Origin of the sequence: Aeromicrobium sp. Leaf291 (assembly GCF_001423365.1) — a bacterium.
In the GTDB taxonomy this organism is placed as follows: Bacteria; Actinomycetota; Actinomycetes; order Propionibacteriales; family Nocardioidaceae; genus Aeromicrobium.
Window position 1 is genome coordinate 75,274 of the sequence record NZ_LMNM01000001.1, and the last position, 19,324, is coordinate 94,597.

At 72.8% G+C, this 19,324-nt stretch carries 16 protein-coding genes; 6 read left to right on the plus strand and 10 right to left on the minus strand.

What is annotated here, in order from left to right; all coding sequences use genetic code 11:
- Window position 1: 1 nt before the first annotated feature.
- The 5 genes from ASF35_RS00360 to ASF35_RS00380 form a co-directional block, all read right to left on the minus strand.
- The gene (locus ASF35_RS00360) at window positions 2-1,801 is read right to left on the minus strand and encodes a penicillin acylase family protein (RefSeq protein WP_055961172.1); all 1,800 of its coding nucleotides are present in this window, start codon (window positions 1,799-1,801) and stop codon (window positions 2-4) included.
- A 94-nt stretch (window positions 1,802-1,895) separates the two neighbouring features.
- The gene (locus ASF35_RS00365; protein WP_055961175.1) at window positions 1,896-3,749 is read right to left on the minus strand and encodes an IucA/IucC family siderophore biosynthesis protein; all 1,854 of its coding nucleotides are present in this window, start codon (window positions 3,747-3,749) and stop codon (window positions 1,896-1,898) included.
- Entirely contained in the window at window positions 3,746-4,348 is a 603-nt protein-coding gene (locus tag ASF35_RS00370) for a GNAT family N-acetyltransferase (RefSeq protein ID WP_055961178.1), read from the minus strand. The genes ASF35_RS00365 and ASF35_RS00370 overlap by 4 nt, the downstream gene beginning before the upstream one ends.
- 41 nt (window positions 4,349-4,389) lie before the next feature.
- Window positions 4,390-5,754: a lysine N(6)-hydroxylase/L-ornithine N(5)-oxygenase family protein gene (locus tag ASF35_RS00375; RefSeq protein WP_082495271.1), complete on the minus strand. Its 1,365-nt coding sequence runs from the start codon at window positions 5,752-5,754 to the stop codon at window positions 4,390-4,392.
- A complete protein-coding gene (locus ASF35_RS00380) occupies window positions 5,751-7,232 on the minus strand; it encodes an aspartate aminotransferase family protein (RefSeq protein ID WP_055961184.1) in 1,482 nt (493 codons plus the stop codon). The genes ASF35_RS00375 and ASF35_RS00380 overlap by 4 nt, the downstream gene beginning before the upstream one ends.
- Before the next feature lie 105 nt (window positions 7,233-7,337).
- Here ASF35_RS00380 and ASF35_RS00385 point away from each other — a divergent pair, with 105 nt between their 5' ends.
- Window positions 7,338-8,174, plus strand: a complete 837-nt coding sequence (locus tag ASF35_RS00385) for a hypothetical protein (protein ID WP_055961187.1) — start codon at window positions 7,338-7,340, stop codon at window positions 8,172-8,174.
- Here ASF35_RS00385 and ASF35_RS00390 read toward each other — a convergent pair whose 3' ends face one another.
- The 3 genes from ASF35_RS00390 to cobU are packed head-to-tail and all read right to left on the minus strand — an operon-like array spanning window position 8,175 to window position 11,618.
- Window positions 8,175-9,674 carry an MFS transporter gene (locus ASF35_RS00390; protein ID WP_235499082.1) on the minus strand — a complete coding sequence of 500 codons (1,500 nt, stop codon included), beginning with the start codon at window positions 9,672-9,674 and terminating at the stop codon, window positions 8,175-8,177.
- Window positions 9,671-11,023, minus strand: coding sequence for a M20/M25/M40 family metallo-hydrolase (locus ASF35_RS00395; RefSeq protein WP_055961191.1), 1,353 nt, complete (start codon window positions 11,021-11,023; stop codon window positions 9,671-9,673). The genes ASF35_RS00390 and ASF35_RS00395 overlap by 4 nt, the downstream gene beginning before the upstream one ends.
- A gap of 52 nt (window positions 11,024-11,075) precedes the next feature.
- Window positions 11,076-11,618, minus strand: a complete 543-nt coding sequence (gene cobU, locus ASF35_RS00400) for a bifunctional adenosylcobinamide kinase/adenosylcobinamide-phosphate guanylyltransferase (protein ID WP_055961195.1) — start codon at window positions 11,616-11,618, stop codon at window positions 11,076-11,078.
- A 140-nt stretch (window positions 11,619-11,758) separates the two neighbouring features.
- Here cobU and ASF35_RS00405 point away from each other — a divergent pair, with 140 nt between their 5' ends.
- From ASF35_RS00405 to ASF35_RS00425, 5 genes are all read left to right on the plus strand, one after another.
- A complete protein-coding gene (locus tag ASF35_RS00405) occupies window positions 11,759-13,423 on the plus strand; it encodes an LPXTG cell wall anchor domain-containing protein (RefSeq protein WP_055961198.1) in 1,665 nt (554 codons plus the stop codon).
- 173 nt (window positions 13,424-13,596) lie between these two features.
- Window positions 13,597-15,789 carry a carbon starvation CstA family protein gene (locus ASF35_RS00410; RefSeq protein WP_055965973.1) on the plus strand — a complete coding sequence of 731 codons (2,193 nt, stop codon included), beginning with the start codon at window positions 13,597-13,599 and terminating at the stop codon, window positions 15,787-15,789.
- Window positions 15,786-15,971 carry a CstA-like transporter-associated (seleno)protein gene (locus tag ASF35_RS00415; RefSeq protein WP_055961200.1) on the plus strand — a complete coding sequence of 62 codons (186 nt, stop codon included), beginning with the start codon at window positions 15,786-15,788 and terminating at the stop codon, window positions 15,969-15,971. Before ASF35_RS00410 ends, ASF35_RS00415 begins: the two co-directional genes overlap by 4 nt.
- Before the next feature lie 76 nt (window positions 15,972-16,047).
- Entirely contained in the window at window positions 16,048-17,436 is a 1,389-nt protein-coding gene (locus tag ASF35_RS00420) for an APC family permease (protein ID WP_082480862.1), read from the plus strand.
- Window positions 17,437-17,467: 31 nt separating this feature from the next.
- Entirely contained in the window at window positions 17,468-17,932 is a 465-nt protein-coding gene (locus ASF35_RS00425; RefSeq protein WP_055961205.1) for a universal stress protein, read from the plus strand.
- 4 nt (window positions 17,933-17,936) lie between these two features.
- Here ASF35_RS00425 and ASF35_RS00430 read toward each other — a convergent pair whose 3' ends face one another.
- Together ASF35_RS00430 and ASF35_RS00435 are read right to left on the minus strand one after the other, a co-directional pair.
- Entirely contained in the window at window positions 17,937-18,494 is a 558-nt protein-coding gene (locus tag ASF35_RS00430) for an antibiotic biosynthesis monooxygenase (protein WP_055961209.1), read from the minus strand.
- Between the two features lie 10 nt (window positions 18,495-18,504).
- Entirely contained in the window at window positions 18,505-19,275 is a 771-nt protein-coding gene (locus tag ASF35_RS00435; protein WP_156364620.1) for a phosphatase PAP2 family protein, read from the minus strand.
- Window positions 19,276-19,324: the final 49 nt, after the last annotated feature.

The following is a 19,324-nucleotide window of genomic DNA, read 5'->3' on the forward strand; positions in this document are numbered from 1 at the left end:
GTCAGGGCTCCTCGTGGTCGGGCTGCATCGGCGACGTGGACCCGGCGGCCCACACCTCCAGGTCGTCGGGGACGGTCCACCGGCTGCGGGACCGGTCGGCCAGGCACCACACGAGGCGCGCGACCGGCCCCCGCCACACGCGGTCGTCGACGCCCGGCACCGACGACGTCGACAGCACGCACCCCTCGTCACCGCCCAGTCGAAGGGCCGGCCCGCCGAGCGGGGTGAAGGTGTGCACGTCGCCCCACGCCGTCGGCGCCGACAGCTGCGGAGCCGCCTCGCGCAGTGCCAGGCGCAGGACCTCCTCCAGGTCCACTCCCGGCACCGGCACACCGGCGGGCTCCAGCCATCGATCCAGGGCCAGCGCCACCCGCGGCTCGGGGCGCAGCCAGGGGGCGAACAGCTCGCCGGGCCCGGTCCACGGGTCCGCCGACGGCTCCCGCAGCGGGGCGAGCGCCGCGTGCTCGACGAGGCGACGCACCACGGTCGAGCGCAGCGCGGCGAAGAGTGCGGCGTCCACCGAGTCGGCGTCCATGCGCCGGTCCCACGTGACGATCCGGTCACGCAGCTCGCGCACCTGCTGGGGCTCGCCTGCGAGGTCCAGGCCGGCGAGCCGTCGCTGCCAGTGCTCGGCCGGCAGCAGCAGCGTGTCGGCGTGCAGGGCTGCGGCCTGCTCCACGTCGAGCACGGGGCGCTCGTCGATCAGCTGCTCGAGCCGGCGCGCACGGTGCGGCGGGGCGAGCTCGTCGGCGAGCGCCGCGCTGTGCTCGCCCTGGCGGTGGTTGGCCGTCACCTGGTGCTCGTCGGCCCCGACCTCGCGGCGGTGCGGCACGACCCATCCGGCCCACTCCCCCGAGGCAGCGCGCCAAGGAACCCGGCCGGCCACGCGGTGCAGGACCGCACCCTCGACGTCGGCCACCAGCACGTCGTTGACCGGCTCCACCCAGTGGTCGAGCGCGGCGTCGACGTCGGCCACCGACCGGGCCCGCAGCAGCGGCAGCAGCGCGGCGAGGCCGAGGTCGTCGACGAGCCAGGGCACGGTGCGCACGGCCACGCCGGAGCCGTCCGGGTGCTCGAGGACCAGCGGACCGTGCGCCGTCACCGGCACGCCGTCGACCACGTCGCGCGGCTCCTGCGCCGACACGTCGGTGAGCTGCTGGGTGTCGGCCATCGCGTTGGTGATGGCCCACGCCACCGTGCCGGTGTGCCCGAAGTGCTGCACGCCCGGCACCCCCGGGAAGGTGAGGCCGACGACGTCGACGTCCTCGTCCCTGGCGACGAGCCGCACCTGCTGGTAGACGCCCGGCACGGTGACGATGCGGTGCGGGTCGGCACCGACGAGCGGCAGCCCGTCGGCCGAGCGCCGCCCACCGACGACCCAGGCGTTGCTGCCCGACAGGGCCGGCACCTCCTGCGCGAGCGTCGCGACGGCATCGGGTCCGAGCACCCGCGCGACGTGCCGACGCCAGAGGTGGTGGCCGAGGCTGCCGAACAGTGCGTGGTGCACGGCCATCACACCGAGCGACGTCCAGTCACGCCAGGCGTCTAGCCCACCCGCGCGGACGCCCGCGGCGTAGGCGTCGACGAACGCCCGCGTCTCGTCGTCGAGCCGCTCGTGGGCGCGCCGGGCCGTTCGCGCCAGCAGCGACCGCGCGCAGAACGCGTCCCACGGCGTGCTCGTGGTCGACTCCACGTGCGCGAGGTCCTCGAGCAGACGCTCCCGCGACACCTCGGCCGTCGCCCGACCCTGCGCGAACGCCAGCCCCTCCAGCGACGTCGCCTCGACCCTCAGCACCGTCACGACGAACCCCCGACCCGCGTCCCGAAGGGTTGCCGACGGTTCCCGCCCGAGAGATCCGTCGACAACCCTTCGGGACGCGGGGTGGGGGCCGGGGTCATCGGCCGTGGAGGGGGTTGGCCAGGCGTCCGACGAGCTGCAGCGACTGCGCCTGGTCGGCGAGGTCGACCATCTCGAGGGTGTTGCGCAGCTGCAGCCGGTTCAGGCACGAGTGCTCGAAGTCGGGTGCCAGCAGGTCGTACCGCGCGTGCTGGGCGGCCAGCTCGGGGTGGTCGGCCTGCAGGTCGCGCAGGCACGCGGCCGCCACGGTCCAGAACTCCTCTCCCGACAGCACCCCGTCGTCGGCGAGGATCGCCGCGAGGAACCTCAGGAAGCCGTCGAGCACGTCGGTGAGCACGGCCAGCGCCTGCTGGCCCTCCGGCACCCGGGCCCGGATCCGCTGCACGGCCTCGGGCAGGGAGTCGAGCGGGTGTGCCTCGGGTCCGTCGGCCGCGAGCAGCGCGACCTCCTCGCCCACGTCCTTCATGACCGCGCGCACGGGCACGTGGTCCCGCAGCACGAGGATCAGGTTCTCCCCGTGCGGCATGAAGGCCAGGTCGTGCGCCCACAGGCAGTGCGCGACCGGCCGCAGGTAGGCGTCGAGGTAGCGGCGCACCCAGTCCGCGGGCGCCAGCCCCGACGCCCGGATCGTCGCTGCGGCCAGGCTCCGCCCCTCGCGGTCGCGGTGCAGGAGCGACGCCATGGTCGCGGCCCGCTCCCCTGCCCCGAGCCGCGGCGTCTCGCGCCACAGCGCGGCGAACATCTTCTGGTACGGCCCGCGGCGTGCACCGGCCACGCGCTGGTAGACCCCACCGGTGTAGCCGACGGCGGCCCGCTCGCGCAGCACCGTGAACCCGCACCGACGCAGCTCGGCGTCGTCCCCGACGAGGGCGTGCACCCAGTCGTTGATGGCGGGCGTGCCGCGCATGTAGTGCGGCGACAGCCCCCGCATGAAGCCCATGTTCTGCACCGACAGCGCCGTCTTGACGTACATGCGCGACGGGTCGGACACGTTGAGGAACGTCCGCACCGACTGCTGCGCACGGTAGGCGTCGCGGCTCGTGCCGAGCGGCACCACGTCACGTCGGGCGACGTCGGCCGCGAAGGTCACGGCCAGCTTGTTCGTCCACTGCCAGGGGTGCGCCGGCACCAGGAGGTAGTCGCGGGGATCGAGACCGAGGTCGCGCAGCCGCGTGTCGAAGGCGTCGCGCTGGTCCGCGTCGAGCTCGTCGGCGTAGAGCGCGTCCTCGTCGAGGCCCTCCCCCAGGGCCAGCACGGCGTGCTCGCGGCGGACGCCCAGCCACACCAGCTGCACGTCGCTGCCGGTCTCGGGCGCGAACGCGCGGTAGTCGTCGAGCCCGTACCCGATCCGACCGTTCGTGGCGAGGAACGCGGGATGCCCCTCGTGCATGGCGGCCTCGACCGTGGCGAGGTCCGCGTCGAGCAGGTCCTCGACGGTGTGCGCGTGGTGGGTGTCGGCCCAGCACGCCGCCGCGAGCGTGGCACTCAGCTCCTCCAGGTACACCGCCACCAGGTGGTCGGGGATGCCGAGCTCGTCGTGCAGCTCGGCCACCAGCTCGAGCACGTCGACCGGCAGCGTCGCCTCGCCCCCCTCGGTGTCGCTGGAGTCGTCGGACCGCAGCACCGACCACGGGTCGACCGACCAGTGCTCCGGCTCGTGCACGTGGGCGTGGAACCGCCACGTCGAGGAGGTGGTGCGCACCTCCCACCAGCCCCCCGCATCGGCCACCGGCTCGGGCGACAGGAGGCGCTCGTGCGTGAGCTCGCCCAGGGCCTTCGCGACGAGCCGACGCTGGGCGCGCTCGAGCGTCACCGGCTCCAGGTGGTCGGCGGTGTCCAGGGCCTGGGGGTCGAGGATGTGTGGCGTCCCCAGCAGGGCGGTGGGGGTCATGCGACGTCTCCCGTCGGGTCGTCGGTCGCGCCGAGCTCGCTGGCGGCGAAGCCCTCCGCCGTGCAGGTGCTCAGCAGCGCCCGCTTGTCGGGCAGGTCGATCTCGCGCTCGGCCACGAAGCCGGCTCGGGCGTTGAGGTCGTGGATGGCGGTGTTGCGGGCGTCGGGCTCCACCACCACCCGGCGGGTCGTGACGCCGTCGTGGCCCGGGAGCGTGAAGCAGTGCCGCACGACGGCCGCGAAGACGGCGGATGTGAAGCCGTGCACCGGCGTGTCCGTCGGCGCCACCAGCACGTGCATGCCGAGGTCGCCCGGCTGCGTCCTGTGGATCGACGCCAGGGGAGAGTGCGCCGGGTCGTAGGTCTCGGCCAGGAACGAGGGGGTACCTTCTGCCGGCCACGCCCCGGCACCCCCGCCGGGGCCGGTCCGGCCCAGCCAGGCGTCGTGGTGGGGGCTCGCGACGATGTCGGCGTACTCGCGTCGCACGTCGTCGACGCTCGCGCCCTGCATCATCCAGAACACCGACCGCGGGTGGGTCACCCACGCGTGCAGCAGCGGGGCGTGGCGGTCGACGTCGAGCGGCTCCAGCACGATCCTCATCGATCCGGGCCTCATTGATCCGGGCCTCATCGACCCGGGCCTCATCGGTCCACCCCCGACAGGGCGCGGTCGTCGGCGGGTGCCCCGAACGTCTGGAAGGCGATGCGCTCCTCCACCGGGTACACCTCCCGGCCCGCCATCGCGTTGACGATCACCGACGACCGGAAGGCCCCCATGCCCAGGTCGGGGGCGACGAAGCCGTGCGTGTGCTCCTCGGCGTTCTGCACGAAGACCCGGTGGTCGGCGTCGATCGTGTAGTCCGACGCGACGGCGTACCGGCCGCGCTCGTCCCACCTGACGTGGTCGTGCAGCGGTTCCACCAGGTCGGGCAGGCCGGCCCGATACCCGGTGGCCAGCACGAGCGACGCCGTGGTGGTGCGGAACGGCACGTCGGTCTCGTCGTGGCGCAGCTCCAGGCCGACCCGACCCGCCTGCGTGTCCCACGACGCCGACGTGAGCGTGGTGCCGGCCAGCAGGTCGGTCGTGACCGGGCCGTCGACGCTCAACCGGTAGAGCGTGTCGTAGATGTCGTCGACGAGATCGCCGCTGATGCCCTTGTAGAGCGGCTTGTGCTCGCCGACCAGCCGGTCGCGGACCTGCGTCGGCAGCGCCTGGAAGTACGCCGTGTACTCCGGCGACGTCATCTCCAGCGTCAGCTTCGTGTACTCCATCGGGAAGAAGCGCGGCGACCTGGTCACCCACGTGAGGTGGTAGCCGCACCGCCCGGCGTCCTCCAGCAGGTCGCGGTACACCTCGGCGGCGCTCTGCCCGCTGCCGACGACCGTGATGGAGTCGGTGGCCTGGAGCGCCTCCTTGCGCGGCAGGTAGTCGGCGGTGTGGACGACGGTCCCACCGTGCCCACCCTCGAGCAGCGCGCGCGCCGCGTCGGGCACGTGCGGACGCGTGCCCACGCCGAGCACCACGTGGCGGGCCGTCAGCGTGGTGGGGCCGTCGGCCGTCAAGGCGGTCACCGTGAACAGCTCGCCGTCGCGGCGGACCGACTGGACGTGGTGACCCACGCGCACGGGCAGCCGCTCGGCGGCCCAGCGCAGGTAGCGGTCGTACTCGCGGCGGAGCGGGTAGAAGCTCTCGCGGATGTAGAACGGGTACAGCCGCCCGACCTGCTTGAGGTAGGCCAGGAACGAGTAGGGCGACGTCGGGTCGGCCATGGTCACGAGGTCGGCCATGAACGGCACCTGCAGCGTGGCCTCGGGCAGCATCATGCCCGCGTGCCACGACACGTCGTCGCGGGACTCCAGCACCACGCCCCGCAGGCCGGTGGGCTCGGCGAGGGCGGCCAGTCCGAGGTTGAACGGTCCGGCGCCGACGGCCACGAAGTCGAGGACCTCCTGCCGGCCCCGCCCGGCGGGGGTGCCGGGCCGTGGGCGGCGATCAGGCACAGTCATGCGTCGACCTCCTCGCGGTCGCGCTCGAGCAGGTCCTCACCGGTCGAGCGCACCCGCTCGAGCACGGCCACGACGTCCTCGAGCGTGGCGGCCGGGTTGAGCAGGGTGAGCTTGAGCCACGCCCGCCCGTCGACCTTCGTGCCGGCGACGACCGCGCGACCGTCGCCCCAGAGGGTGCGCCGGATCCGGGGGTTGAGGTCGTCGGCGAGGTCGTCGGCGAGGCCGTCGGGCCGGTAGCGGAACACGACGGTGCTCAGCTCGGGCTCGGCCCGCAGCTGCAGGTCGTCCTGCTCGCGGACCCAGTCCGCCGTCGCGTGGGCGAGGTCGATCGCGGTGTCGAAGCCCTGCCCGATCGCGTCGGCACCCATGACGCGCAGCGTGAGCCAGAGCTTGAGCGCGTCGAACCGGCGGGTGGTCTGCAGGCTCTTGTCGACCTGGTTCGGCAGGTCGGCCGTCCGCGGGTTGAGGTACTCGGCGTGGTAGGTCACGTGCCGCAGGACCCCCGTGTCGCGCACCAGGACGGCGCTCGCGCTCACGGGCTGGAAGAACGTCTTGTGGAAGTCGACGGTGACCGAGTCGGCCCGCTCGATGCCGTCGAGCCGGTGCCGACGTCGAGGCGACGCGAGCAGCCCACCCCCGTACGCGGCGTCGACGTGCATCCACACGCCGTGCTCGGTGCACAGGTCTGCGACGGCACCGAGCGGGTCGATCGCACCCAGGTCGGTCGTGCCGGCCGTGGCGACCACGGCCATGGGGACGAGGCCGCGGGCGAGGCAGTCGTGCAGCGCCCGCTCCAGGGCGACGGGGTCCATCCGATGCCGGGCGTCGACGTCGACGGGCACCACCGCGTCGGCGTCGAGGCCGAGGATCGTGGCCGACTTCTGCACGCTGAAGTGCGCGTCGGCCGAGCAGAACACCCGGAAGCGAGCGAGCGAGTCGGCATAGGCGAGCCCCGGGTCGACGTGGCCGCGCAGGAAGGTCTCGCCGCGTGCCATGAGCAGCGCCTGCAGGTTCGACTGCGTGCCGCCCGACGTGAACACGCCATCGGCGGTCCCGCCCTCGGCGGGGACGGCGAACCCGATGCGTCCGGCGGTCCAGTCCACCAGCCGGCGCTCGATGAGCGTGCCGCCCGCGCTCTGGTCCCAGGTGTCGAGCGAGGAGTTCACGGCCGAGACGAAGAGCTCGGCCAGCAGCGCCGGGACGACCACGGGGCAGTTCAGGTGGGCGGCGTATCCGGGGTCGTGGAACCAGACTGCGTCGTCGAGGTACACGTCGCGGAGCTCGGCGAGCGCGGCGTCGACGTCGACGGGCCGGTCCAGGTCGACGGCGTCGACGGCGCGTGCGACGTCGGTGACCGAGCGTCCGCTGAAGGGCGTCCGGACGCTGCTGAGGTGCTCGGTGAGCACGTCGAGCCCGGCGCGCATGGTCGTGGCATAGTGCTCGGCGTTGGCCGGGCTGAACAGGTGGTCGTCCACCATGCTCCTTCCCCCGAAGATTGTGTAGGCAAGCCTTACCTAAGCAAACCCGGACCGCCCCGGCAACCTGCTGGGAGCCACGTCACACCTCACCCCTCGGAGACGCCCGTGCACCCGCTCACCGGTTTCTGGCGCTCGATCGAGGCCCTGCACTCCGTGGTCTACTTCGCCCCCGATGCCCAGTCCCGCTACGAGTCCCTGGGGCTGAAGGGCTACTGGATGGGCTACGCCGCCTCGCGCGCCGGCGCCCTCGGCACTCCCGCCGCGGCAGTGGTCGTGGCCACCTTCCACGGCTTCGCCCCGCGACTCGTCGAGCGGGCCGTCCCCGACGCGTGGCGGATGGCCGACCCGCAGGCGGTGCTGGCGGAGCGGCTCGCGATCGCCCGTGACGTGCTCGGTCCCGCCCTCGCCGAGCACGACGTCGAGCGTCTGGCCGCGCGCCTCGCGCAGGTGGTCGGTCGCGCCGACCTCGCGGGGAAGCCGCTGGCCGCGGCCGAGTCGTCGCTGGCCGTGCCCGACGACGCGGTCGGTGCCCTGTGGCGCCACGCGAGCGTGCTGCGCGAGCTGCGCGGCGACGCCCACGTGTCGGTGCTCGTCACCGCCGGTCTCGGCGGGGCCGCCTCGAACGCCCTGCAGGTGGCGCTCGGCCGGGCTCCGGAGCGTCAGCGCTCGGTCCGAGGCTGGACCGAGGACGAGTGGGCCGAGGCGCTGGAGGACCTGCGCCGTCGCGGCTGGGTCGACGCCGACGGCGCACCCACCGACACCGGCCGGGCCGCCCGCGAGCGACTCGAGGACGCCACGGACCGTGCCGTCGACGCCGCCCTCGACACCGAGGCCACGGCGCACGCGGTGTCGGTGGAGTCCGACCTGGTCGCCGCCGCCCGCGCCGTGGTCGCCGCCGGTGCCATCACCTACCCCAACCCCATCGGCGCCCAGGCCCCCTAGTCACCGCGTCTCGGACGTCCTGCGCGTCAGGGTCAGCACGACGGCGGCCGCGAAGGCGCTCACCGAGCACACGGCCCACACGGTCAGGTAGCCCGAGAGGGGCGCGGTGCCGAGCGTCGGGTCGTCGATCGACCCGGTCGACGCCAGGGCGATGGCGAACACGGCTGACGCGATCGCGCCACCCACCGTCTTGGTCGCGTTGGTCATGCCGGTCGCGAAGCCGGTGGCCTCCGGCGGCGCGGCTGCAGCGGCCGCGGCCGGGAGCGCCGCCACGAGCAGCCCGGACCCGACGCCGGCGACGCCCATGTTGGTGAGCGTCTGGGTGGTCGTGTCGTGCAGCGGCAGGAACAGTCCGTAGCCGACACCGACGACGGTGCAGCCCGCCACCATCGCCCCGCGCGGGCCGAGCGTGCGCGAGAGCACCGGCAGGAGCAGGGCACCCACCACCATCGTCACGACGTAGACGCCGATGAGCGTGGACACGAAGGCCGCGGACGCACCGAGGCCGAAGCCCGCGACGTCGGGATCGGTCCGCGCGAAGGTGGACAGCGGGATCTGCGCGCCCAGCACCGACATGCCGAACAGGAACGCGGTCAGCTGCACCGGCCACTGGGCCGCGCGGACGAACGTGTGAACGTCGATGAGCGGAGCGACCCCGTCCTCGGGTCGGGCGGCCAGCCCTCGCTCGTACCGGACGAGCACGGAGAGCGCCGCGAACGAGAGCAGGACGAGCGACCACGGGACCGGGGAGCCGACGCCCATCAGCCGGATGGCGATGAGCCCGCCCATGAGCAGCCCGAGGGTCACCGTGAGCCACGCGAGCCCGCCGTAGTCGTACCCGCCCGACGCCTGTCCGCGGTCACGCTCGATGCCGAACCACACGATCGCGAGGCACAGCGTCACGGCCACGGCGGGCAGCGACAGCAGCACCGTCATCGACGTCGACTCCACCAGGGCGCCCGACGTGAGCGCACCGACGATCACGCCGGTCTCGAGCGCCGCCACCAGGAAGGCGGCCGACCGACGGGTGAGGCGGTGCTGGTCGGGCGAGCCGGCCGTGCGGCGGTGGATGATCGCCACCTCCACGGGCAGCCACACCACGTACGCACCCTGCAGCGCCCAGCCGACGAGGAACGTGGAGAAGCCGGGCGCGAAGGCCAGGGCCCAGGAGCCGACCGCCGTGACCGCCGTCGACACGAGCAGGACGTTGCGGTGGCCCCACAGGTCGCCCAGCCGCGACAGCAGCGGCACCGCGAGCGCCGACAGCACCAGCTGCGCGGCCTCGAACCAGTTCACGTCGGCGTCGCGGATGCCCAGGTGACGCGCGATGTCGGAGAAGATCGGCGTGTAGAAGCCCTGCAGGATGCCGCTCACGACCTCGACGGCCACGAGGAAGCCGACCACCGCCCACAGGCCGGTGTTGACCTGCCGCCCGCGGCCCGGCGCCCCCGCCGGAGTGCTCTGCCGCCCACGGCCCGGCACCCCCGCCGGGGTGCTCACAGCGACCTCAGCAGCGCGACGTACCAGTCGACGCCCTCGAGCCAGGCGGCCACGTGCACGTGCTCGTCGAAGGAGTGGATGGAGGCGCGCTGCTCCTTGCTCATCCGCAGCGGGGCGAACCGGTAGACGCGGGGGCAGATGTCGCAGAAGAAGCGGCTGTCGGTGCCGGCCATCATCACGTAGGGCGTCACGATCGCGTCGGGGAAGACGTCGGCGATCGTGCGCTCCAGCAGCGCGAACGCACCCAGGGCCTCGGGCTCGGTCGTGGGCGAGAGGGGACTCGGCTCGTTGGCCTCGACCACGTCGACCGCCACCTGCCGGTCGCCGACGGCGTCGCGCACGTGGTCGAGCGCCGACGCCACGCTCTCCCCCGGCATGATCCGCAGGTTCACCTCGGCCCGCGCCCGGGCGGCGATGACGTTGTGGGCGGGCGCACCGGACAGCGTGGTGGCCACCATGGTCGTCCGCACCATGGCGGCGGTCTCGGGCCCGGCCGCGACGAGCGCACGACCGAGCACGCCGGGCGGGGTCCGGGTGGCGCCGGTCAGGAGAGCACGCAGCGGCAGCGGCAGGTGGCCGGCCAGCCGACGCAGCAGGTCGACCGTGGGGCCCGGGACGTTGATCGGGAACTGCTTCTGGTCGAGGCGCCACAGCGCGCGTCCGAGGCGGGCGGTCGGGCCCTTGGGCGCGGGCGTGGACGAGTGACCCCCGCGCCCGGTGACGGTGAGCGAGAGCGTGGTGGTGCCCTTCTCCGTGGCGCCGACGACGGCGACCGGGGCACCCACGCCGGGAAAGGCCTGGCCCGCCACGGCACCGCCCTCGTCGAGGACGAACCACGGCTCGACGCCGCGTCGCCGCAGCTCGTCGACCGCCGCGGGTGCCGACGGTCCGGACACCTCCTCGTCGGCACCGAAGGACAGCCACACGTCCTGCGCCGGCGTGAGACCGTCGGCGAGCAGACGCTCGACGGCGGTGCAGATCGCCACCAGCTGCCCCTTGTCGTCGAGGGTGCCTCGGCCCCAGATCGCCGGTCCCTCGGGGGTCTCGACGACGTCGGCGGCGAAGGCGGGGTGCGTCCACGGGTCGTCGGGCGTCACCGGCACCACGTCCTGGTGGGCCATGAGCACGACCGGACGGTCCGAGGACGTCCCGGCCCACCGCCACAGCAGCGCGCGCGGTGCGGCCTCGCCCAGGTCGACCCGCTCGAGCCGCTCGTGCAGCAGCGGGAAGTGCTCGGCGAGGAGCGCGTGCAGCTGGTCGAAGGGCGCCGGGTCGGTCAGGTCAGGGTCACGCTCGGCGACGGTGGGCACGCGGATCGTCGCGCGCAGGACCTCGACGTCAGGATGCACTCCCCGACGCTAGCCCGCGGCCGGGGTCACCCGCCCCGCGAGCCGGACGGCGTCAGAGGGTGATGACCCGGCCGGCCACGACGAGCAGCACCTCGTCGCACTCGGCGGCGAAGCGCTGGTTCACGACACCGAGCAGGTCGCGGAAGATCCGGCCGGACCGGTGCTCGGGCACCACGCCGAGCCCCACCTCGTTCGTCACGAGCACCACCGTGCGCTGCGTCCGGGCGAGGGCCTCGACCGCGGCGTCGACGCGGTCGAGCAGCACCTGCTCCCACTCCTCGCGGATGGCGTCCCAGCCGTCGAGCTCGTCGATCTGGCTCGTGAGCCAGGTGCCGAGGCAGTCGATGAGCACCGCCGTGTCGGCGTCGGCGTCACCGCCCTCGATCGCGCCGACGAGCTCGGTGGTCTCGACGGTCGTCCAGTGCGAGGGCCGTCGCTCCTGGTGCCGAGCCACCCGCTGCGCCCACTCGGGGTCCTCGTCGGGGTCGGCCGCCGGGCCGGGCGCCACGTAGACGACCCGTTCGTGCGCGACCACCAGCGACTCCGCGTGGAACGACTTGCCCGACCGCACCCCACCTGTGACCAGAGCCTTCATGCCGCGACCCTACTCCCGCGCGGTCCCGCCGAACCTGGAAGTTCTTCGTGCGTTCGGCGGACGCCGGGAGCCTCGGTTCCCTAGGCTTCGAGCGACCGGTCGAGCACCCGGCCGGCGTCTGCCTCGTCCCTGGAGACTCCGTGTCGTTCCTGCGTGCCCTCGTCCTCGTCGTCCTGACCGGTCTCGTGATGGTCGCCGTCCCGGCCGTGACCTCGGCCGCCACCGCTCCCGACGACGGGTCCGCCCCGAGGGCGGCCGTCGCGTCGGCGAGCTCGTCCCCCACCACGACGGCACCCCTGCCCGCACAGGCGAGCCTGGACGCGCGCACGCCGGACGGCCTCACCCGCTACCGGTACCTCGGCGTCCCGGTGTCGGCCTCCGACGTCCGGGCGGAGTCCGTGGAGCTGAGGCTCGACGGCACCGCGGTCGAGACGTTCGGCGTCACGGGAGGCGGGTTCGACGAGTACGTCACCTTCCCGACCATCAGCGTCGGAACCCACCGCCTGACCCTCCACGACGGCGACGCGCAGCTGGCGGCGCAGACCATCGAGGTGCTGCCCGACCCCTTCGTCGTGACGGCCTCCCCGGCCTGGGTCACCGCCGACAAGCTCGCCGCCGACGGGGTCCGCCTCTCGGCCCAGGGCCTGCCGGCCGCGATCGGCGCGAGCGGCTACCTGGGTGACAACGTCGCCCGAGGGACGGCCGGTGGCGATGGACGGGTCGACGTCACGGTCCGCAACGACGGCGACGAGTTCCTCGCCCAGCCCGGCGTGAACCGCGCGATCCTCGAGCTCGAGAACGGCGCCGTGGGATCGACCGAGGTGCGCACCACCGTGCTCGGCCTGACCGTGCGCGAGGGTGGTGGCGCCGTGGTGGGCACCGGGTTCGAGCCGGGCACCGACGTGACGCTGGTCGACGGCAGCACCCGGCGCGGCGCGCAGTCCGACAGCTCGGGTCGGGTCGAGTTCAGCGCCCTGGCGGGCAGCCGTGCCCTCACCCTCACCGGCACGGCAGGCAGCATCACCCGCACCCTCGACCCCGGGGGATCCGGCGGCACCGATCCCGCGGGGCCGGGCCTCAGCGAGTCGCAGGTGCGCCGCCTCGAGCAGGTGGGGCAGGCCACCCAGGACGCCGAGCAGGCGGCGCAGGACGTGCAGGAGCAGCTCGCGAGACTGGCGGCGAGTCCCGGCCCCCGGCTGGCAGACGAGCTCAAGAAGTCCATCGACGCGCAGCTCGAGCTCACCGAGCAGGTCGTCGGCGCGAAGATGCCCACCCGGGCGCCGATCGGCTCGCGCCCCGGCGGCTCGATCGGCTTCGATCCCCGGCCCGTGGAGGATGAACGTGACGCGCAGCTCGAGGAGGCCAAGGCCGCCTACGAGCAGCAGCTGGGGGACGCGACCAAGGAGCAGCAGCAGGCGCTGGAGGAGATGATGCGGCAGATCATCGGCTTCATCACGGAGATGCAGCAAGCCCAGCAGGACCAGCTCCGCGTGATCGTCCGCGCCTCGACGATCGAGGTCGTCTTCACCGGCCCGCTGCCGTCCGGCGCCGTCAGCGTCGACGTGCCCACCGGCTTCTCGGGTCGGCATCACGTCGGAGCGATCGACCCGTCCACCGGCATCGTGACGGCCTGGCAGCCCTTCGACGTCGTCGCCGCGGGCTCGGACGGGTCCGGCCCGGGTGGGTCCGGCTCGGCCCTGCCGGACACCGGCGCGCCCGTGCAGCCGGCACTCCTCGCCCTCGGCGCCGGCCTGCTCCTCGCCGGCGGTGCCACCTTCGTCGCGCGTCGACGCCGCAGCGCCTGACCCTGCGCCCCCGACGCCAGCTGTTGCGGATCCACCGATGGGGGCCGCTCGCCGCGGGGACGGTGCCGCTCGGCGCGACGCAACGTACGCAACTGGCGTGAGCGGCGTCACCCGTGGTCGGATGGGTCGGCGCGGTGGTCCTGCGCGCCGTCACGCGTCCTGAGGGGGAACCCATGAGCACCCGAGCTCCGTCCGCACCGAGCCCCGCCGACACCGGCGGCAGCCGGGTCCGCACGATCGTCGTCTGGTCGGCCGTCGCCCTCGTGGGAGCGGTCTGCTGGGCCGTCCTCGCGCTCTCGCGCGGCGAGGACGTGTCGGCCCTGTGGATCCTGTTCGCCGCACTGTCGTCGTACGCCATCGCCTACCGCTTCTACTCCCGCTTCATCGCGAGGAAGGTGCTCGAGGTCGACGACACCCGCGCCACGCCGGCGGAGCGCCTCGACAACGGCGTCGACTACGAGGTCACCGACCGACGCGTGCTGTTCGGCCACCACTTCGCGGCCATCGCCGGCGCCGGGCCGCTCGTCGGGCCCGTGCTCGCCGCGCAGATGGGCTACCTGCCCGGCACGATCTGGATCATCGTCGGCGTGATCCTGGCCGGCGCCGTCCAGGACATGGTCGTCCTGTTCCTCTCGATGCGGCGCGACGGCAAGAGCCTCGGCCAGATGGTGCGCGAGGAGATCGGCGTGATCGGCGGAACGGCCGCGCTCATCGCCGTCTTCGCGATCATGATCATCATCCTCGCGGTCCTCGCCCTGGTGGTCGTCAACGCGCTCGCCGAGTCGCCGTGGGGCGTGTTCTCCATCGGCCTGACCATCCCGATCGCCCTGTTCATGGGCTTCTACCTGCGCTACATCCGGCCCGGGCGCGTCCTCGAGGTCACGGTCATCGGTGTCGTCCTGCTCCTGCTCGCGATCATCGGCGGCGGCTGGATCGACCAGACCGGCCTGGCGGACACGCTGACCCTGAGCAAGGAGAGCCTCGTCGTCGCGCTGGTCGTGTACGGCTTCGTCGCCTCGATCCTGCCGGTGTGGATGCTCCTGACGCCCCGCGACTACCTGTCGACGTTCATGAAGATCGGCGTCATCGTCCTGCTGGCCGTCGGCCTCGTCATCGCCGCACCCACCCTGCAGGCAGACGCGATCACGAGCTTCGCCACCGACGGCGACGGCCCGGTGTTCGCGGGCAAGGTGTTCCCGTTCGTGTTCATCACGATCGCCTGCGGCGCGCTGTCGGGCTTCCACGCACTGATCGCCTCCGGCACGACGCCGAAGATGATCCAGAAGGAGAGCCACGTCCGGATGATCGGCTACGGCGGCATGCTGATGGAGTCGTTCGTCGCCATCAGCGCGCTCATCGCCGCGGTCGTCATCGACCAGGGCTTCTACTACGCCATGAACGCTCCGGCCGGCGCGACCGGCGGCACGCCCGAGGGGGCCGCGGCGTTCGTCAGCCAGCTCGGCTTCACGCTCTCCCCGGGCGACCTCACCGCGGCCGCGGCCTCGATCGAGGAGTCGACCATCATCTCGCGCACCGGCGGCGCCCCGACCCTCGCCTTCGGTCTCTCGCAGATCTTCTCCGACGCGTTCGGCGGCGGGCTCCGGGCGTTCTGGTACCACTTCGCGATCATGTTCGAGGCGCTGTTCATCCTCACCGCGGTCGACGCCGGCACCCGCGTGGGTCGGTTCATGCTGCAGGACACGATCGGCAACGTGTGGACCCGCTTCGGCGACGTCTCCTGGCGTCCCGCCGCCTGGGCGGCCAGCGCGGTCACGGTGGGCGCCTGGGGCTACTTCCTCTGGATCGGCATCAGCGACCCCCTCGGCGGCATCAACCAGCTGTTCCCGCTGTTCGGCATCGCCAACCAGCTGCTCGCCGCGATCGCGCTCACGCTGTGCGTCACGCTGTTCATCAAGCACGGCAAGGTGAAGTACGCCTGGGTCCCGGGCATCCCGCTCGCGTGGGACCTGATCGTGACGATGACGGCCAGCTGGCAGAAGGTGTTCAGCGACAACCCCGCCATCGGCTACTTCGCCCAGGCCGACCGCTACCGCACCGCACGCGACTCCGGCGAGGTGCTGGCCCCGGCCGCCGACGCGAGCCAGATGGACCAGATCATCCGCAACTCCACGACCAACGGCGTCATCCAGGCCACCTTCGCCCTGCTGGTGATCGTGATCGTGGCCAACGCGGTGGTCATCTGGGTGCGGGCGATCAAGGCCGGGTCGCTGCCCACGACGGAGGTGCCGCACACCCCGTCGCAGATCGTCGCACCGGCCGACTTCATCGCCACCCGCGAGGAGAAGGAGGCCGTGGCCGCCTGGGAGAAGGAGCGCGACCCCTCCCGCGTGGGAGGCCGACGATGAGCCGCCTGGGCGAGCGGCTCGCGGGCCTGCGCCGCCTCGTCCGCGAGTTCACCGGCGAGGCGGCGTGGGACGACTACCTCGACGCGTGCGAGCGCGACGGGGTCGAGCCCACCACCCGGCGGGCGTTCGAGCGGCACCGTGCCGACCAGGTGGAGCACGCCCCCATGGCGCGCTGCTGCTGATTCGGCCGCGGCTGGGGTTGCGGACCCGCACGGGTGGGGCCACGATCATCGGAACACGCGATGCGGGAGGGGCGTCATGTCCGAGCGGACCGACACCACGCCGGGGGGCCAGCAGGAGGAGCTCAAGCGCTCCATCTCCGGCCGCCTGCTGTTCTTCTACGTGCTGGGCGACGTGCTCGGCTCCGGGATCTACGCGCTCATCGGCGTCATGGCGTTCACCGTCGGTGGTGCGTTCTGGCTCTCGTTCGTCGTCGGCGTCACCGTCGCCCTGCTGACGGGGTTCGCCTACGCGGAGCTGATCACCAAGTACCCGCAGGCCGCCGGCGCCGCTCTCTACACGCACAAGGCGTTCGGCAACCGGTTCCTCACCTTCATGGTCACGTTCTCGCTGCTCGCGGCCACGATCGCCGCGGCGGGCACCCTCGCGCGGGTGTTCGGCGGGACCTACTTCACGTCGTTCGTCGAGGGCGTGCCGGTCACGCTCGTGGCCATCCTGTTCATCGTCGCGCTGTCGCTGCTGAACTTCCGCGGCATCACCGAGTCCGTGTGGACCAACATGATCATGACGATCATCGAGACCGCCGGCCTGCTCATCATCCTGGCCGTCGGTGCCGTCGTGGTGGCCGAGGGCGACGCGAACCTCGAGCAGCCGTTCCAGCTCAACGACGGCAACCCCGCGATCGTCGTGCTCAGCGGCGTGGCCCTGGCCTTCTTCGCGATGACCGGCTTCGAGAACGCCGCCAACATCGCCGAGGAGACTCAGGACCCGAGCCGGACGTTCCCCAAGGCGCTCCTCGGCGGCATGACGCTCGCCGGCGTCCTCTACATGGTCATCGCGTTCATCGCCTCGATGGTGGCGCCGATCGACGAGCTGGCCGCCAACGGAGGCGAGGACGGCAGCCTTCTCACCGTCGTGCAGGCCGGGCCGATCCCCGTGCCCGAGATGGTGTTCTCGGCCATCGCCCTGGTGGCGGTCACCAACACGACGCTCGTCTCGCTGGTCGCGCAGTCCCGCATCATGTACGGCATGGCCCGCCAGGGCATCGTGCCGCGCGTCTTCGCCCGCACGCACGCCACGCGGCGCACCCCGTGGGTCTCGATCATCTTCACCGCCGCGCTGGTCTGCCTGCTGCTGGCCATCGCCGACGTCGACCGCCTGGCCACGGTGACGGTGCTGTTCCTCATCGTCGTCTACGGCATGGTGTGCCTGGCGGCGCTCAAGCTCCGCGGCACCGCCGTCGACCACGACCACTACTCCGCGCCGACCCTGATCCTGTACGCCGGCGTCGTCGCCAACCTCGGCATCCTGATCCACACGATGATCGACGACCCCGGGTCGATCGTGTGGTGCGCCGCCATCCTCGCGATCGGCGTGGCCATGTACTTCGTCAACGCCTTCGCCATGAAGGCCGATCCACGTTCTGTCGATCCCGAGCCCCTCGACCCCAGCGACCTCGCCGGATAGTCTCCCCGCACCGACCCACTCAGGAGTAGCCATGCACGTGCTCGTCGCCACCGACGGCTCGAAGCAGTCCCTCGAGTCCGCCAAGTACCTGCGCAACCTCGTCGACCACGAGGCCGTCACGAAGGTCAGCGTGGTCGCGGTCGTGAGCCCGCTCGCGGCCGTCCCGTTCGCCACCGAGGGCAGCAAGGACGGCGGCGGCGTGGAGATGTCGTTCCGCCGCGAGGCCGAGCAGGCCACTCTCAAGGTCGCCGAGGCGCTCGACGGCTGGGGCCCGACGGTCACCACCCACGTCTACAGCGGCTCCCCGGCCAACGAGATCATCAAGGCCGCCAAGCGCTTCGACTCCGGCCTGATCGTGCTGGCCAGCCAGAGCACCCGCACCCAGGCCGTGCTCATGGGCTCGGTGTCGCACAAGGTGCTCAACCAGGCCACCTGCCCGGTGCTCGTGCACCGTCCCGGACCCAAGCCCGCCCGACGCACCAAGAAGAAGGCGTAGCGCCTCAGGTCCGGTGCAGCCAGGGCGCCAGCAGCCGGGTGATCCACGGCAGCAGCACGTAGGTCATGAGCGGCGTCATGACGCACACGGTGAGCAGCACGCGCCACGGCAGCCACAGGTCCGGCACGAAGTGCGCGCCCAGCGCGTTGGCCGCCAGGCTCAGCGGGAAGAAGACCAGGAAGATGGAGACCATCTGCTTCCAGCGCGGCGGTGCGGAGACGGGCGGGCGCAGGTCCTCGACGTCGACCCCCGACGGCTCGTCGAACCAGCCCTCGATGCCGGTGCGCTTCTCCAGGCGCGACTCGTCGACGATGCCCTGGGCGCTGTCGAGCCACCAGCGACGCTGACTCGACGACATCCACACCTCCAGGTCGTCGGCGCTGGCGAAGCGGAACAGCATGTGCCACTCGCTCGACGTGGGCGCCGGCCGCACCCAGCCCGAGCCCAGGAACCCGTCGAAGCGCTCGGCGAGCTCCGAGCCGGCGCGCAGCCAGGCGAGCATCTGGTCCTCGTGCGCCGGGTCGACGTGGCGCGTGACGGACACGGTGACGGGGACGCTCATGCACCCCAGCCTAGGAAGTCGCTGACTCCACGCGTTCGCCGACCGCCCCGCGCCGAAGCACCACGATCTCCACGACGACCCAGGCCACGGCGACGACCGCCCAGCCCGCCACGACGTCGAGCACCCAGTGGTTGCCGGTGGCGACCACCACGAACGCCGTGACGAGGGCGTAGACCACGCCGACGGCCCGCCAGGCGCGGTGCACCCCGGCGTTCGCGACCACGATCGCCACCCACAGCGCCCAGCCCGCGTGCAGCGACGGGAACGCGGCGAGCTGGTTGGTGATGTCGCCCAGTCCCTTGGGCGCCGATGCGTCGCCGCCCCACCACCCGGCCTGGGAGTGCAGCGCGAGCACGTCGGAGTAGCCCTCGACGAACCGCGGCGGCGCCATCGGCATGGTGAGGTAGCACGCCAGGCCGGCCAGCGAGGCCACGACCAGGGCCGTCCGGGCGCGCGGATAGAGCCCCGGGCGACGCACGAACAACCACACGAGCACGGCCGCGGTGACCACGTAGTGCGCCGTGGCGTACCAGTAGCTCGAGGCGACGGCGAGGAGGTCGTGCTGCGCGAGCCAGGTGTTGAGCTCCCGCTCGAGGTCGAGGTGCCACGTCTGCTCGAGCCCCAGCAGGGCGCGCGCCCGGTCGAGCGCCTCGGCCCGGTCGTCCGACGCCAGCAGCCGCGACGCGCTGTAGCCGACGTAGAGCACGGCCAGCAGGGACACCTCGAGCACCACGAAGCGTGGCGTCACCCGCGATCCACGGGCGAGTCGCGTCCTGTTCACCGCTCCAGCATGGCGCGACCGTCCACGATCGCACCTCGGGGACGACCCC